The organism is Candidatus Pseudothioglobus sp. Uisw_016, from assembly GCF_048087635.1.
Taxonomy (GTDB): Bacteria; Pseudomonadota; Gammaproteobacteria; order PS1; family Pseudothioglobaceae; genus Pseudothioglobus.
In genome coordinates this window covers 492,571-508,438 of record NZ_CP159806.1, presented here as the reverse complement: position 1 = coordinate 508,438, position 15,868 = coordinate 492,571, and the positions used below count along the sequence as shown (strand labels likewise).

Annotated in this window: 17 protein-coding genes and 3 tRNA genes; 7 read left to right on the top strand and 13 right to left on the bottom strand. The window is 36.5% G+C overall.

Annotated features, from left to right (window positions below):
* Positions 1 to 47: 47 nt before the first annotated feature.
* The 3 genes from sucD to ABXT69_RS02565 are packed head-to-tail and all read right to left on the bottom strand — an operon-like array spanning position 48 to position 3,075.
* The gene (sucD, locus tag ABXT69_RS02575) at positions 48 to 935 is read right to left on the bottom strand and encodes a succinate--CoA ligase subunit alpha (protein ID WP_416678928.1); all 888 of its coding nucleotides are present in this window, start codon (positions 933 to 935) and stop codon (positions 48 to 50) included.
* A gap of 2 nt (positions 936 to 937) precedes the next feature.
* Positions 938 to 2,119, bottom strand: a complete 1,182-nt coding sequence (locus ABXT69_RS02570; RefSeq protein ID WP_416678925.1) for a malate--CoA ligase subunit beta — start codon at positions 2,117 to 2,119, stop codon at positions 938 to 940.
* A 2-nt stretch (positions 2,120 to 2,121) separates the two neighbouring features.
* A complete protein-coding gene (locus ABXT69_RS02565) occupies positions 2,122 to 3,075 on the bottom strand; it encodes an HpcH/HpaI aldolase/citrate lyase family protein (RefSeq protein WP_416678922.1) in 954 nt (317 codons plus the stop codon).
* Positions 3,076 to 3,407: 332 nt separating this feature from the next.
* On the opposite strand from ABXT69_RS02565, the gene ABXT69_RS02560 reads away from it, so the two are divergent.
* The gene (locus ABXT69_RS02560) at positions 3,408 to 4,241 is read left to right on the top strand and encodes a class I SAM-dependent methyltransferase (RefSeq protein ID WP_416678920.1); all 834 of its coding nucleotides are present in this window, start codon (positions 3,408 to 3,410) and stop codon (positions 4,239 to 4,241) included.
* 34 nt (positions 4,242 to 4,275) lie between these two features.
* Here the strand turns inward: ABXT69_RS02560 and ABXT69_RS02555 are convergent.
* From ABXT69_RS02555 to ABXT69_RS02545, 3 genes are all read right to left on the bottom strand, one after another.
* A tRNA-Glu gene (locus ABXT69_RS02555) sits at positions 4,276 to 4,352 on the bottom strand.
* Positions 4,353 to 4,419: 67 nt separating this feature from the next.
* Positions 4,420 to 4,494, bottom strand: a tRNA-Glu gene (locus ABXT69_RS02550).
* 17 nt (positions 4,495 to 4,511) lie between these two features.
* Positions 4,512 to 4,587: transfer RNA gene (locus tag ABXT69_RS02545), tRNA-Ala, on the bottom strand.
* 82 nt (positions 4,588 to 4,669) lie between these two features.
* Between ABXT69_RS02545 and ABXT69_RS02540 the strand changes: the two genes are divergently transcribed.
* From ABXT69_RS02540 to rlmH, 4 genes are read left to right on the top strand one after another with little or no spacing between them, the layout of a single operon-like run.
* A complete protein-coding gene (locus ABXT69_RS02540; RefSeq protein ID WP_416678919.1) occupies positions 4,670 to 5,392 on the top strand; it encodes an MBL fold metallo-hydrolase in 723 nt (240 codons plus the stop codon).
* Positions 5,389 to 5,997, top strand: a complete 609-nt coding sequence (gene nadD, locus ABXT69_RS02535) for a nicotinate (nicotinamide) nucleotide adenylyltransferase (protein ID WP_416678918.1) — start codon at positions 5,389 to 5,391, stop codon at positions 5,995 to 5,997. The genes ABXT69_RS02540 and nadD overlap by 4 nt, the downstream gene beginning before the upstream one ends.
* On the top strand, positions 5,987 to 6,322 hold the full coding sequence (gene rsfS, locus ABXT69_RS02530) for a ribosome silencing factor (RefSeq protein WP_271537391.1): 336 nt from the start codon (positions 5,987 to 5,989) through the stop codon (positions 6,320 to 6,322). The genes nadD and rsfS overlap by 11 nt, the downstream gene beginning before the upstream one ends.
* Positions 6,323 to 6,344: 22 nt before the next feature.
* Positions 6,345 to 6,779, top strand: a complete 435-nt coding sequence (rlmH, locus tag ABXT69_RS02525; protein ID WP_416678916.1) for a 23S rRNA (pseudouridine(1915)-N(3))-methyltransferase RlmH — start codon at positions 6,345 to 6,347, stop codon at positions 6,777 to 6,779.
* 2 nt (positions 6,780 to 6,781) lie between these two features.
* Here the strand turns inward: rlmH and arsC are convergent, their stop codons facing one another.
* Positions 6,782 to 7,129, bottom strand: a complete 348-nt coding sequence (gene arsC, locus ABXT69_RS02520) for an arsenate reductase (glutaredoxin) (protein ID WP_416652885.1) — start codon at positions 7,127 to 7,129, stop codon at positions 6,782 to 6,784.
* A gap of 11 nt (positions 7,130 to 7,140) precedes the next feature.
* On the opposite strand from arsC, the gene ABXT69_RS02515 reads away from it, so the two are divergent.
* Positions 7,141 to 7,668 carry a TlpA family protein disulfide reductase gene (locus ABXT69_RS02515; protein WP_416678915.1) on the top strand — a complete coding sequence of 176 codons (528 nt, stop codon included), beginning with the start codon at positions 7,141 to 7,143 and terminating at the stop codon, positions 7,666 to 7,668.
* Here the strand turns inward: ABXT69_RS02515 and ABXT69_RS02510 are convergent.
* Positions 7,649 to 8,590, bottom strand: a complete 942-nt coding sequence (locus tag ABXT69_RS02510) for a KamA family radical SAM protein (RefSeq protein WP_416678913.1) — start codon at positions 8,588 to 8,590, stop codon at positions 7,649 to 7,651. The genes ABXT69_RS02515 and ABXT69_RS02510 overlap by 20 nt on opposite strands.
* A 157-nt stretch (positions 8,591 to 8,747) precedes the next feature.
* Here ABXT69_RS02510 and ABXT69_RS02505 point away from each other — a divergent pair, with 157 nt between their 5' ends.
* Positions 8,748 to 10,916, top strand: a complete 2,169-nt coding sequence (locus tag ABXT69_RS02505) for a UvrD-helicase domain-containing protein (RefSeq protein WP_416678911.1) — start codon at positions 8,748 to 8,750, stop codon at positions 10,914 to 10,916.
* On the opposite strand, the gene ABXT69_RS02500 is transcribed toward ABXT69_RS02505, so the two are convergent.
* Genes ABXT69_RS02500 through ABXT69_RS02480 form a run of 5 tightly spaced genes read right to left on the bottom strand, consistent with a single transcriptional unit; the run spans position 10,913 to position 15,845 of the window.
* On the bottom strand, positions 10,913 to 11,326 hold the full coding sequence (locus tag ABXT69_RS02500) for a rhodanese-like domain-containing protein (RefSeq protein ID WP_416678910.1): 414 nt from the start codon (positions 11,324 to 11,326) through the stop codon (positions 10,913 to 10,915). The genes ABXT69_RS02505 and ABXT69_RS02500 overlap by 4 nt on opposite strands.
* Positions 11,327 to 11,379: 53 nt before the next feature.
* On the bottom strand, positions 11,380 to 12,702 hold the full coding sequence (rlmD, locus tag ABXT69_RS02495) for a 23S rRNA (uracil(1939)-C(5))-methyltransferase RlmD (RefSeq protein ID WP_416678909.1): 1,323 nt from the start codon (positions 12,700 to 12,702) through the stop codon (positions 11,380 to 11,382).
* Positions 12,695 to 13,849, bottom strand: a complete 1,155-nt coding sequence (gene glcF, locus ABXT69_RS02490) for a glycolate oxidase subunit GlcF (RefSeq protein ID WP_416678907.1) — start codon at positions 13,847 to 13,849, stop codon at positions 12,695 to 12,697. Before glcF ends, rlmD begins: the two co-directional genes overlap by 8 nt.
* Positions 13,849 to 14,412 (bottom strand): FAD-binding protein, encoded by a 564-nt coding sequence (locus ABXT69_RS02485; RefSeq protein ID WP_416678904.1) that lies wholly within the window; start codon positions 14,410 to 14,412, stop codon positions 13,849 to 13,851. The genes glcF and ABXT69_RS02485 overlap by 1 nt, the downstream gene beginning before the upstream one ends.
* 2 nt (positions 14,413 to 14,414) lie before the next feature.
* A complete protein-coding gene (locus ABXT69_RS02480) occupies positions 14,415 to 15,845 on the bottom strand; it encodes an FAD-linked oxidase C-terminal domain-containing protein (RefSeq protein WP_416678903.1) in 1,431 nt (476 codons plus the stop codon).
* Positions 15,846 to 15,868 lie beyond the last annotated feature (23 nt).

Genomic DNA, 15,868 nt, shown 5'->3' with positions numbered 1-15,868 from the left:
TATATGAAAGTATTATATAGGTCAATCAGATAAATATACTCAGGTATCTAGCGACTTTTTAATAGCGATACTACTGTCGAGCCCATATCAGAGGGAGTAGGTGCAACCATAATCCCAGCATCTTTTAGAATAGCTACTTTTTCCGCAGCACTTTCCCCACTTGAGTTAACAATAGCACCTGCATGTCCCATTGTGCGTCCAGCGGGTGCTGTTAGTCCTGCTATATAAGCTGCCATAGGCTTATTCATATGTTTTTGAAAATACTCAGCTACTTCGGCTTCCTGCGGGCCACCAATTTCTCCAATAATCATGATAGCTTCAGTTTCATCATCCTTTTCAAAATATTTTAAAATTTCTAAGAAGGAGCTTCCGTTAATTGGATCACCACCAATTCCAACACTAGTACTAATTCCAATACCCATCTCCTTCATCTGAGAGGCTGCCTCATAGCCTAGCGTTCCTGAACGTCCAATCAAACCAACATTACCTTGTTTGTAAATATGTCCAGGCATAATACCTAATAAAGACTTGCCTGGACTTATCGTGCCAGCACAATTAGGTCCGGTTAAAACCATGCGTTTTTCCTGAGGAGCGCTATTAATATAGCGCTTCACTCTTATCATGTCATGTGTTGGTATTCCATCAGTAATACTGACGCAAAATCTTATGTTTGATTCTGCTGCTTCCATAATTCCATCAGCGGCATATGCTGGGGGCACAAAGACAATACTTGCTTCAGCGCCTGTAGCCAATATGGCGTCCTCAACTGTATTAAATACAGGCCTTCCTAAATGCATTGTTCCACCTTTGCCTGGAGTAACACCTGCAACAATATTTGTACCATATTCAATCATCTCTTGAGTATGAAAAGAGCCAATACGGCCAGTTATGCCTTGAACTAAAACTGGGGTTTTTTCATCTATAAAAATACTCATAGTTAATCCTTAATCCCTTTTGCTTGTTTCCATGCAGACACAACCTTGTATGCTGCATCAGATAAGGTATCAGCTGTTATAACTTTCTTACCACTGTCTTTTAATATTTTCTGCCCTTTATCGACATTGGTTCCAGATAAGCGAACAACTAAAGGGATGACAATATCTCGCTTATTTAGTAAATCCACAATGCCTTGAGCTACCCAATCACATCGGTTGATTCCAGCAAATATGTTAATCAGGATAGCTTCAACTGATTCATCGGATAGGACTAGTTCTATAGATGTAGAAACCCTTTCAGCAGAAGCGCCGCCTCCAATATCTAGAAAATTTGCAGGCTCTCCGCCCGCATGTTGAATCATATCCATTGTCGCCATCGCAAGACCTGCTCCATTAATGAGGCATCCAATATTTCCATCTAAACCAACATAACTTAAATCATGCTCGGCAGCATTAGTTTCGCGGGGCTCCTCTTGTGTTTTATCACGAAATTCTAGAATTTCTGGTCTACGATAAAGTGCATTCTCATCAAATGTCATCTTCGCATCAATGGCCATAATTTTATTGTCAGTTGTCAATATTAATGGATTAATTTCCAATAAATTAGCATCAGTATCTCGAAATGCACGATAACATTTCATAACTGCTCGACTTGCAGCGCCAACAACTTCATTAGGTAAATCTAATGTAAAAGCCAACTGACGAGCCTGAAAAGGCTGCATTCCAACAGCGGGGTCAATCATAATTTTTGAAATTTTTTTGGGCGTCTCTTCAGCAACTTTTTCAATATCCATTCCGCCTTCAGTAGAGGCAATTAAAGTGACTTTTTGGGTTGCTCTATCAAGAACAATGCTAAAGTAAAGTTCTTTAGCAATATCACTTGCTTCTTCAACATAGATACTTGAAACCATTTTTCCCTCTGGACCAGTCTGGAGAGTTACAAGCTTATTACCAAGAAGATTATGACAAAAATCTGCAATTTCTTGATGATTATGACATAGTTTTACACCGCCAGCTTTTCCGCGTGCGCCTGAATGAAGCTGAGCTTTAACAATCCATTTACTTCCTCCCAACTCACTGGCTTGGTAAATTGCCTCAGTTGCAGAGTGCGCAATGCCACCCTTTGGAATTGGAACTCCATATTTACCCAATAGCTTCTTAGCTTGGTACTCATGAATATTCATAATTACGCGACAACTTTCCCATTTATTGCATTATCTGTATTGACAATATTTTCAGCCATCTTTGCAGAAGCAGCATCAATCATTCGCCCATTTAGTTGAGCTGCACCTCGACCCTCTTTAGCTGCCTCATCTAATGCAATAAGAATTTGTTTCGCATGCGAAACTTCAGATTCTGGAGGTGTATAAATCTCATTAGCTAACTCAATTTGTGAAGGATGGATTGCCCATTTTCCCTCAAAGCCAAGAGTAGCACCTCTTCTTGCAGCATCTTTATAAGACTCAGGATCATTAAAATCCCCAAAAGGTCCATCAATTGGACGGATTCCATAAGCTCTGCAGGCTACTAACATTTGAGATAAGCCAGCATGCCATTGATCACCTGGATAATTAGGATTTAAACCACCTATAACAGTTGTACGCGCTCGACAACTTGCAGCATAGTCTGCAACACCAAAGTGCATCGCCTCAAGTCGTTCTTCACGGCCACATTTAGCAATATCCATAACATTAGCCATACCTAACGTAGTTTCAATAAGTACTTCAATTCCAATTCGATGTTTAATGCCCTTAGAAGTCTCAATTTGATTAAGCATTGCTGACAACATATAAACATCAGAAGCTGTACCTGCCTTAGGAAGCAAAATAGTATCAAGATGTTCACCTGCCTGCTCAACCACCTCAACTACATCACGATACATATAGTGCGTATCGATACTATTGATTCGAACAGAAATAGTCTTACCATTACCTTTCCAATCTAGATCCTGCAGCGCGTCAATAACATTTTTACGTGCCTTCACTTTATCGTCTGGTGCTACAGCGTCTTCTAGATCTAAAAATACAAAATCTGCCCCACTTTTTAAGGCTTTTTCAAACATATTAGGACTGGATCCTGGAACTGCTAATTCGCTTCGCTGAAGCCTCTGCTTGACTGGTTCATAGATAATATGGCTCATAATATTTCCTTATATATATTTTTTTTAAAGCACTTCTAAAATAACAATATCTTTCAAATTAATACAAAATTATCAATTTAAATTTGATGTATTAGGCACATTAAATAACCACTATAGCAATAAAAAAACTTAGTGAGTTGAGTAATAATCAAAGGAGATATAGGTCAAATCAACTCTTATAATATTGATCAACATAAATTTTCACAACTAAAGTTTAAAACTGATAAAACTTGAAGTACTAATTAAAATTTCAAGCAAGAAAAATTATTGCTATAATAAAGTACGCATATCTATTTAGCCCCAAATAAAGAGGCTAAAACAACTTAATAAGAATGAATCATAGTTTAAATATCAAGTCAATGAAGCTCTACAATAACGTAGAGAGAATATTTAACGAACTCAGAGAAATAGGCAAATCAACATCTGACAATCTAATGGTTAAAGATTTATCTAAGTTTGACCAGTTTCACTATCATGGAACAGATGCAATTGATATATCTATAAAAAAACTTGGCATAAATGACAAGTCTAAAATATTAGATATTGGCTCAGGTATTGGTGGTCCAGCAAGATATATAGCCAATAAAACAGGAGCAAAAATTACTGCAATTGAGCTGCAATCGGATCAAAATCAGTTAGCTAATAATCTAACTAAAAAATGTGGATTATCAAATAAAGTGAATCATATTTGTGGGGATATTCTTGATTATGATTTTAAAAACGAAAAGTTTGATGCTGTTGTTAGCTGGCTTACTTTATATCACATACCCAATCATGAAATTTTATTAAAAAAGTTATATAACTTACTTAATCCGCATGGCATTTTTTATACAGAAGACATAACGAGTCGAATAGAACTAAGTGATGATGAGATTAAAGAAATAGAAAAAGAAATTTATGGAAAACATCTCCCTTATTTTGACAAATATATTTCAAATCTAGAGAAAAGTGGGTTTCAATTAATCTATAGTGAAGACATGTCTAGCTCATGGACAGAGTTTACAAAAGATAGATTAATACAATTCAATAGTGAAAAAGAAAGAAACATAAGAGTTCATGGAAAAGAGGTTGTTGATAGCTTAAATTCATTCTACAATTTTGTTGGTAAATATTATTCAAATGGAAGGTTAGGTGGAATAAGGTGTCTTGCCAAAAAAAATACTTGAGTAAATCAAACTCTAACTCTAAACCAATTTAAGGTGGCGTCCCGTAGGAGATTTGAACTACCTGTTTCCAGGATGAAATCCTGGCGTCCTGGGCCACTAGACGAACGGGACAAAGGGTTTTAGATGGTATTACTTTAGAGCATTAAATTAAAATTTGCCCTTTTTAATTAAAATAAAATGGCATCGCGTAGGGGAATCGAACCCCTCTTGCCAGGATGAAAACCTGGAGTCCTAACCGATAGACGAACGCGACATTAAAACTATTTTGCTTGGTGGAGCTAGGCGGGATCGAACCGCCGACCTCTTCACTGCCAGCGAAGCGCTCTCCCAGCTGAGCTATAGCCCCAAGAAACTAGGATGTTTAGCAAATCGTAGATTATAATCTGTATCTCATTTCAGTCAAGTCAAAATTGGTAAAATAATGCATTATGGAAAAAACATACAACAGTAATCAATACTCAATCGACGTGCTTTATCATATTGGTGCCTATGAAAATTCAATTCATTTTATATTTGATGAGGCAACAAAGACATGTGCAATTGTAGACCCCGCATGGGAGCCAGACTTATTTTTAGAGAAAATAAAGAATAAAGGCTATACCCTTACTGATATTTGGATTACGCACTGGCATGGTGATCATACAAATGCGGTCGATGACCTAGCCAATAAAACAGGCGCAAAAATTACTGCTGGCGTTAATGAAGTTCCTTACTTAAATATTGAAAATAAAGTTCACACAGTTAAAGATGGTGAAATCATCAAGCTAGGTGAAACAAAAATAAAAATTATTGAAACCCCTGGGCATACTGCTGGTGGTATTTGCTATCTTTTAGATGAGCATCTTATTGCTGGTGACACATTATTCGTTTATGGCGTTGGTATATGCAGCCTTGCAGGCTCCAATCCAGTGACATTATTTCATTCACTTAAAAAATTATTGACTGAAGTGGGAGATGATATCCACTTATTATGTGGACATAATTATGGATCAGAGATAACAACAACAATAGCAGAGCAAAAAAAAGCAAACCCTTTTTTACTTATCAGAGATGAAGATACCTTTGTCCGATATAGGATGCATGTTCATGACTCAACTAGAACGTACCCTATGTCTCCAATGACACTAGATGAAGTAAATGCCTTACTATGATAGGAATTTATGGCGGCTCCTTTGATCCCGTTCATCTTGGACACCTTCAAACAGCTACATCAATAAAAAATGAACTCAGTATTGATCGACTATTTATGCTGCCTTGCTTCGTGCCAGTCCATAAAAACTCTCTAAATTACACCTCAAAAGAAAGACTTCAAATGCTAAATCTGGCTATTAAGGAGTTCACGAGTCTTGAAATAGATACGAGAGAAATTTTACGCGGTGGAAACTCTTTCATGATTGACACCCTACTCGACTTAAAAGAATCATTTAAAGATGAATCAATTTGCTTAGTTATTGGGATGGATAGCTTTATCAATTTTAAAACTTGGAAAAACTGGGATGAATTTTCAAAGTTGGTTCATCTTGCTGTGCTTCCACGAATTGGCGATCAACCAATTAGTAAAACTCTAGAAACTTTTGACATAGCAAAGAATGCTCATCAACTTAAAGCAAAACCAAATGGATACTTATATTTTTCCAATTCTCAAATGATAGATATTTCATCGAGTGATATTAGAGGTAAAATTGCCGCCAATCAAAATCTTGATAATTTTTTACCTACTTCCATAATTAGCTTTATAAAAAAATATGACACTTGACAAACAAACAAAAATTGTTGAAAACGTAATTGATGATTTAAAAGGTGAAAATGTTATAACCCTAAATGTTATGAAGCAGTGTGATGATATAGAGGCGATTATTATAGCTACCGGCAGATCGATACAACATGTCAAAAGTATGGCTACTAATGTCAGTACGGAAGCTAAGAGAGTTGGCATGGTTGTCCTAGGAATCGAAGGCAAACAACAAAGTGAGTGGGCCTTAGTTGACCTGGGTGAGGTTGTTGTTCACTTAATGACTGAAAAAACAAGAGACTTCTATAAATTAGAAAAATTATGGTCTACCGAGGAAGATGAGGATTAACCTAATTACGATTGGCAAAAAAATGCCTAATTGGATTAACCTTGGCATTGAGCACTATCAAAAACAACTTCCTAGTTACTATAATTTCACAATTACAAGCTTAGAATCTCAAAACCGAAAATCAAGCAGCTCAGAAAATTCAAAAAACCTTGAAGCAAAATTACTTCTAGAAGTCGCCAGCGATTCAACCCTATTGGTGGCCTTTGATGAAACTGGGACTCAAAAAACTAGTAAACAAATTTCTAAGTCAATTGAAAGCTGGCAGCTTGATGGTGAGAACGTTGCACTTTTCATTGGAGGTCCAGATGGGCTTTCTTCAGAAGTTAAACAAAAATGTCATCAGGTTTGGGGGCTGTCCAATCTAACAATGACACACTCAATGGCAAGACTATTAGTAGTAGAGCAAATTTACCGTGGATATAGCCTACTTAATAATCGCCCGTACCATAGAGAATAAAATCAGAGAATTGATTGAATGTTCTCTGGAGGTCTTCCAATAGCAACCCCCTTCTCTGTTCTGACGATTGGTCGCTCAATTAAAATTGGAAACTCATGCATTGCTTTAATTAACTCATCTTCGCTTAAAGATTTATTAGATAGCTCCAATTCTTTGTACTTCGATTCACCCTTTCTAAGAAGTTCTCTAGCGCTTATACCCAAATCACTCAAAATTGCTCTGAGTTCTGATTCACTGGGAGGCTCAATCAAGTAATTAACAACATCAAAGTCAACTTCATTTTGTTCTAAAATAGCAACAGTTGCTCTTGATTTGGAGCAACGAGAATTGTGATAAATCTTTGCATTCATAAAACTAACTAATGAAAAAAATTCTAATTATACTCTGGCTAATAACTCCATTTCATGCAAGCCAAGCATTAAGTTTTAACGATATAGTAGACTGGGCAAAGCCTCTAATGCCATGGTATGAATCTGTTCCAGAGCTTTCATTTAGCCTAATAGATACAAAAGGTGTCATTTTTACAGAGAAAAATACTCGCGGAAAATATCTTGTTATTAATTTTTGGGCAACTTGGTGTACTCCTTGTCTAAAAGAGATTCCTGCATTTGTAAAATTTTATGAAGAAAATTCTGATCACGTTGAAATCCTTGGACTGGATTTTGAGCCTGTAGATCTAGAAATAATTAATGACTATGTGGGCCGCTTTTCGATTAACTACCCTATCGTACTTTATAACGAAGATAACGACTCTGAATATTCAAATTTTGGAGAAATTGTAGGCATGCCAACTACTCAAATATATAGCCCAGAGGGTGAATTACTTCATACTTTTATGGGTGAAATTACAATAGACGATTTAAGCGAATTTATAGTACCAACCTCTTAGAGTAACCGCCTGCATCACGAACCATTCTTGGCACCAAATAACCCGGCAATAAAGTTTGAAGTGTTTTATAAATCTCTTTAGCTCTTTTATCTTTAACTAAAAAACGCTCAGCGCCAGAAACCTTATCAAGAAGGTGGACATAGTATGGCAATATATTAGATTCAAAAAGCTTGTTAGACAATTCAGATAAAACCTTAGCACTATCATTCACGTCCTTAAGTAATACTGACTGATTTAATAAAGTATGAGTCTTTAACCTCTCTACATTTTTCATAAACTCATCAGATATTTCTCTCGCATGATTTATATGAAAAACAAAAATAACTTTTAACCTAGTTTTGTTAAGCATACTACCCAGTTCTTGACTAATCCTTGATGGAATTACTACAGCGGTTCTAGTATGAAACCTAACTGTTTTAATATGACCAATAACCTCAATTTTATTTAGTATTTTGCTAATTTTTTTATCACTCAATGTCAAAGGATCACCACCGCTCAAAATAACTTCACTCACCTCTTTTTTTTTCATTAAATAATTTTCAATGGCGAGCCAGTTTTTTAAAATATCATTTGATACATAATCAAAATTCTGTCTAAAACAGTATTGGCAATGAATTGCACACACACTAGTTGCTATTAGGAGAACTCGTGAGGGGTACTTATGAATTAAACCCTTAACTGGAGAATATTCTTCATCTGAAACAGGAGAATCAAAAAAACCCTCAGTAGCTTTGGCTTCTTTTGGAAGAATTTGAAGCATTAGAGGATCCAAAGGGTTAGACTTATCAATTCTTTCTGCAAATTCAAGTGGTATTTTGATGGGAAAGTGAAAATCTTTAAAAGTATTTCCTTCAAAATATTCGTTGCACTCGTTAGCGCTATTCAATGATGAGCGAACACTCTCATTCCAAGATTTATTCATATTAATTTAGTAGTAAGCCAGCTTAACTGTGACAAAGAAATCAGTCATCATTATAATGACTCACAAACTGATTATAATTTATCTATACTGCCATACAGTAATAACCTTTTTCAAATAATCAGAATAAAAAACCTCCAAATCTAATTAAATACCTAATATGAATTCTGAGCCAATAGTTGATGGACTAAACGAAAAACAACAGCAATCTGTCACTCTAAGTGAAGACATAAATGCATTAATTCTTGCAGGTGCTGGAAGTGGAAAAACGCGCGTATTAACTCAAAGAATTCATTATTTAGTGACAACAAAGAATCATCATGTTGACGACATCCTTGCAGTTACTTTTACCAATAAGGCTGCTAATGAGATGAAAGAGCGTTTGAGTGAGCTTCTCAGGAGGCCAATTGGCAGGATGTGGGTTGGCACTTTCCACTCACTTGCTCATAGACTACTTAGGACTCATCCAGTAGAGGCGAATCTTTCGCCCACATTCCAAATTTTAGATGCACAAGATCAGTTTCGAATTGTTAAACGCTTGATGAAAGATAATGGTATTGATGAAACAAAGTTTCCTATAAAAAAGGTGCAGTGGTTTATTAACCAACAGAAAGATGAAGGCATATTGCCCCATCAAATTGATGCAGGTTATAACTTTTTTGTAAAGCAGAGCACTAAAATTTTTGATCTTTATGAGAAGCATTGTCAGGCAAATGACTTGGTTGATTTTGCAGGCTTACTCGTTAAAAGTTACGAGCTTTTAAAGAATAATGAATCCCTTTTAGATCACTACCAAAAAAAATTTCATCATATCTTAGTTGATGAATTTCAAGATACTAACCGAGTCCAATATCAGTTTATAAAAATACTTCATAATCAAAGTAATCATGTTTTCTGTGTTGGTGATGATGATCAATCAATTTACGGCTGGAGGGGAGCAAGAATTGAAAATATTCAAAAAATAGAGAGTGACTTTAAACCAATTCAAGTTATCAAGCTTGAGCAAAATTATCGCTCAACAGGAAATATTCTTAGCGCATCAAATGCATTAATTGCAAATAATCAAAACCGTCTTGAAAAATCACTCTGGACAGAGTCAGGAGATGGCGATCTTGTCAATGTATTTAATGCAAGAAGCGAAACAGAGGAAGCTCAATATGTAATTGGTGAAATCCAAACCCAATTTAATCAAGGTAGAAATCTAGATGAATGTGCCATACTTTATAGATCAAACGCGCAATCTAGAGAATTTGAACAAGCACTTAGAGGGCAAAATCTTAACTACAAAATCTATGGAGGTTTGCCATTTTTTGTACGTGCAGAAGTAAAAGATGCAATGGGTTATGTTCGACTCATTGAAAACACTTCTGATAATATTGCTTTTGAGAGGATTGTGAACTTTCCAACTCGTGGGATTGGATTATCAACTATTGAAAAAATTAGATCTCATGCTATTGAAAACCATACTGACCTTTTTCAGTCATCTATTGCTATTATTAATAGTCTGCCAGCAAGGGCAGCAAATGCTTTGCAATCGTTTATCCATTTAATTGAAGAAATTAGTGATAGCACTAAAAATCTAATACTTAGTGAAAAAGTCGACTCTATTCTACTTCAATCTGGATTAATGACACACTATGCTAATGATAAGACTGATAAGGCTGGTACTAAAAAAGCAAACCTAGGTGAACTAGTTACAGCAGCAACTAAATATACCCATGAAGAAGATAATGAACTAAATGAAACTCAGGGCTTTATTGCTCTTGCAACTCTTGACTCAAGTGGTGAGTCTAATCAAAGTAATCAAGGGTCTGTTCAACTTATGACTGTTCATTCTGCAAAGGGATTAGAGTTTCCTGTAGTCTTTTTAGTAGGCCTGGAAGAAGATTTATTTCCCTCAAGACAGCGAGAGGGAGAGGCTCCTAATACTGATGAAGAAAGGCGTCTTTGTTATGTGGGTATGACTAGAGCAATGAAGTCTCTTACTCTCACCTATGCAAGTAGGCGTTTTATTAATGGACAATCCTTTTACGCAATGCAATCAAGGTTCCTTGATGAAATTCCAAAAAGTTTTTTAAACTATATTAAAAACCCTAATAGTGAAAGCACTCATCAAGGATATGAAAAAAATACTAGCGTTAGTAAGAAGATGGTTGCAACTTCAGATTCAATTTACTCAATAGGTCAGGTCGTTAAGCACGCAAAATTTGGACTTGGCACTATTTTAAATTATGAGGGAAGTGGTGACTCAATGCGACTGCAAATTAATTTTCAAAAAGCTGGAACGAAATGGTTGATTAGCTCATACGCTAACCTAGAGATAGTTTAACCTTGAGACCAAGGCATACGGTCGTGTCGCCAACCATTAAGATTGCCACGATGATCGTTTTCATCCAAGTCACCCTCAAACCCACTAGCAACATGGGAAAGGCAAGTAAAACCATTACTTTGCAGACACTTTAAAGCCTCATTTGATCTAAATCCACTTCTGCATATAAAAATCAGTTCAGTATTTAGTACTTCACTTCGGTCTCCAAGTTCATTCAGAACTGATTCGTAAAAAGCCTCTGGATCAGATTTTAAATCCGGCTCATCAAACCAAGGAATAAGAATTGAATTTTCTGGATAGCCTACATACTTATGTTCAGCAAGTGTTCTAACATCAATCAATACAGCCTCTGGATTTTCCTTAAGTCTTTCCATAGCCATTTTTGGCAACAAGTTACGCTTATAGCTCATTAATCTTTCCAATAGAAATTAAAATCTTATTTAGTATTATCATACGTTAATACTTATTTTTTGCGAGTAAAAAGTGCAATTGACTCTACGTGTGCAGTTTGCGGAAACATATCCATCACGCCCGCACTCACCAAAGTAAATCCCAACTCAATTAATCGAGCGGTATCTCTAGCTAAGGTTGATGGATTACATGAAACATAAACTAATCGCTCAATATTTAATTTTGGTATAAGCTCAACAATTTCAATTGCCCCAGTTCTAGCTGGGTCAATTAAAGCTTTATTGTATTTTTGACCTCTAAACCATTCAGAGCCTGATACATCTTCAGATAGGTCTGCTTTATAAAATGAGGCATTAGTAATTCCATTAGCCTCAGCATTCGCTTTAGCTCTCTCTATCAAACCTTTATCACCCTCTATTCCAACAATTTTTTCCACATATTTTGAAATAGGAAGCGTAAAGTTACCAAGCCCACAGAAAAGATCAAGAACGCTATCTTGATCATTCAATTCGAGCAATTCAATCACAAGGTTAATCATTTTTTGATTAAGCGCAAAATTAACTTGAGTAAAGTCATTCGGTAAAAATGCCATTTCAATCTTATGATCAGGAATAGAGTAAGTTAAAGTTACAGCTCCAATCAAAGGCTTGATGGTTTCTAAGCCTCCACTCTGCATATACCAAGTTATTGATAAAGTTTCACCACATTCTTTAAGTATAGCTTCATCAGCCTCAGTTAAAGGTTGGAGATGCCTTAAAATTAATATTGTATGTGACTCCGAAATTGCAGCTTCAATCTGAGGAATATGCTCCCTAATACTAAGCTTACCAATACACTCTGCAATTATTTCTAGATTGCCACCAAGCGACGGATGTAAAACCTCACAGCGGCTCATCACAGTTATAAATGAAGACTTTCTTTCTCTAAAACCAACGAGAACTTTTTCTTTTTTGGCAACATAGCGAACGCCCAATCGGGCTTTGCGGCGATAACCCCAGCTCTCAACCTGCATGGGCTCGAGCCAGTTTTTAGGTTCAGTCTTGGCTTGACCAATAAACGCACTTTGAAGCCAACTCTGCTTTGCAATTATTTGATTTTCAGATGAAAGGTGCTGAAATGAGCAACCACCACATATTCCATAAACAGCACACTTTGCCTCAATTCTATCTGGTGATGATTTAATTATTTCAACAACATCAGCCTCTTCAAACTTTGCTCTGGAGAGCGTACGGGATGCAATAACTTTTTCTCCAGGTAAAGCCCCTCGAGTAAAGATAACTTTGTTGTCACTATGAGAAATACCTCTGCCTTCATGGGATAATGACTCAATATCTATTTCATAAATTTTACTCTTTAACTTTCTACCTCTAGACATCTAACAACTCCACCCAATGCTTCACAGGAATTGAGCTGCCTTTTTGAAGATGCATCAAACAGCCTATATTGCTAGTAACTATAATCTCTGGCTGAGAAGCATTTAAATTTTCAAGTTTATTTATCATTAATTTATTCGATATTTCAGTTTCAAAGATTGAATATGTTCCCGCAGAGCCACAGCATATATGTGAATCCTTAATTGGAGCTTTAAGATAGCCAAACTGAGAGAGGATTGACTCAACAAGTCCACCTAATTTTTGGCCGTGTTGTAAAGTGCATGGCTCATGATAGGAAACATTTAACTCTGATAATTGCAGTCCACTTAAATCTTGATTTGCTAGATATTCTGCAATATCTTGAGTTTTTGATGAAACTTTTTTAGCCTTCTCAAAATATGGGTCTGACTCCTCAAATAGGCTTGGATAATCCTTTACCATGACCCCGCATCCACTCGCGCTGGAAATAATAACCTCTGTATTTGATTCAAGCTCTAGAGTCCATTTATCAATATTACGCTTCACTTTTGATAAAGCATCTTTTGGTGCAGCCAAGTGCTGATCTAATGCGCCGCAACAATCACTTTGCCTACCCTCTAGAACTCTTACATCTAATTTAGCTAAAATATTTTTTATACTATGATTAATGTTAGGAGCTAGTGTTGGCTGCACACAGCCCCCTAAAAGTAGCACTGTGGACTTTACCTTTTTAGGCTTAATTGGTTTTGAAATAATTTTAGAGTGTCGAAAAAAATAACCTACTGGTTTAAAAATTAAAGGTGTTGAAAGAACCTTTCTTACTGAAAATCGATAAAGTGTTTGCAGGATTGATCTTTTAGGCTCTATAAAATTACGCCCAACCTCAAGCATCTTGCCATATTCAACACCTGAAGGGCAGGTTGTTTCACATGAGCGACAGGTAAGGCACTGATCCAAATGCTTTAGAGATTTAGAGCTATATTCATTATTTTCAAGTGCTGACTTTATTAAATAAATTCGACCTCTTGGAGAATCAAGCTCATCTCCTGAAATTTGATAGGTTGGACAGGTTGGTAAACAAAAACCACAGTGCACACATGAGGCAATTACTTGGCTAGCAATGTCATTTTCATGTTGTGTGATCGATGGCTGTTTAAGCTCTGCATGCATTAGATAAAAACTCCATAAGGATCAAATACTTTTTTTAACTTAATTTCAACTTGCTCTCTTAATTGAGACTCTTTATTTTTTATTGATGGTTTTTTATGAAACTGTACTGCTACCTTTTCAGGCAAGATCTTTAAGCTAATTTGGGTTATTACTGCCAAACGACCCATTGAGCCAACCAAGAGGCGAGATACATCATAACCAGCAACATTCTTCATAACCTGGCCACCAAAATTTAGCAGTTCACCCTTGCCATTAATTATCTGAACGCCTAGAACACTATCTGAAAATTCTGCTCCAGATGTTGCATACAATGAGCCAATTGTTTTTTTAGAGTCATCGGTAAAAAAAGCTAAAGCTTGATTATTTTTTGACAGAATTTTATTAACTTCATCAATAGTTGTTCCCGCCTTTAAGGAAATGACTAACTCTTCTGGGAAGTATTCGACTATCCCGGAATATGAAGACATATTTAATTGCTCTTCTTCACTATCTTTAACATTATTAGTAATTCTGAGCTTATTAGCTTGCCTTACTTTATGCTGCATTTCTGAAATTGAGCTCATAGCTAGAAGCGCTCCAATTCAGGGTGAGGTAAATTGCCATTATGAACATGCATATTTCCTAATTCAGCACAACGATGAAGCGAAGGCACTGCCTTTCCAGGATTAAGAAGAGAATGAGGATCAAAGACCGCCTTAATTTGATGAAAAATCTCTAGCTCTGAACTATTATATTGATGACACATGGCATCTAATTTCTCAATTCCAACGCCATGCTCACCAGTAATTGATCCACCCATATCAACGCATAACTTAAGGATGTCATTACCAAAGTCTTCTGCTTTTTTAAGCTCTCCTGGCTGAGCGGCATCATATAGAATTAAAGGGTGTAAATTGCCATCACCGGCATGAAAAACATTTGCAACTCTTAGATCATATTGCTCTGAAAGACTGCTTATCTTTTCTAGAACATCAGCAAGATATCTTTTTGGAATTGTGCCATCCATACAGTAGTAGTCAGGAGATAACCTGCCAACCGCAGGAAATGCTGACTTCCTTCCTTTCCAAAAAAGTAAGCGCTCCTCTTCATTTTCTGACACTCTTACAGAAGAGGCTTTAGAAAGTATATTAATAACTTTATTTAAATCTTCCTTTACCAAGTCTTCAGAGCCATCTAACTCACACAGTAATAGTGCCTTAGCGCCTAATGGGTATCCTGCCTGAGCAAAGGCCTCAGAGGCTTCAATAGCAAATTGATCCATCATCTCCAGTCCAGCTGGAATAACTCCAATCTTAATAATTTCTGCTACTGTATTAGCGCAATCTCTAACACTGTCAAAACCAGCCATTACAAGTTTTGCTACTTGTGGCTTTTTAGTCAGCTTAACAGTAACTTCAGATATAACACCCAAAAGACCTTCTGATCCCGTCATTAATGCCAATAAACCCATGCCTTCATCTTGTCTCGAAAAAAGCAACTCTTGGCCATCTATTGTCAATATTTTTACTGCCTCTAAGTTTTGAACTGTTAGTCCATACTTAAGGCAATGAACACCGCCAGAATTCTCGGCAACATTTCCACCAATAGTGCACGCTATTTGAGAAGATGGGTCTGGCGCATAATACAAACCATATTCTTCAACTGCCTCACTAATAGCAATATTACGAACTCCTGGCTCAACTATTGCTGTTTGAGCTTCTGGATCAATAGAGAGGATGCGGGTTAGCTTTGAAAGCCCCAGAACGACACTATCTTTAAGCGGTAAAGCGCCTCCAGATAGCCCTGTCCCCGCCCCTCTTGTAACCACAGGAGTGTTATTTTTCTTACAAATTTCCAAAACTTTTTTAATTTGATCAATACTACTAGGCAAAGCAACAGCTAAGGGCTTTTGTTTATAGACACTAAGACCATCGCATTCGAAAGGACGAGTATCCTCTTCCCCAGATATGACTGAATTTTTTGGCAAAGCCTTGGTTAACTGCGAAATAATAGACATATCACTTACATTTAAATAATTAT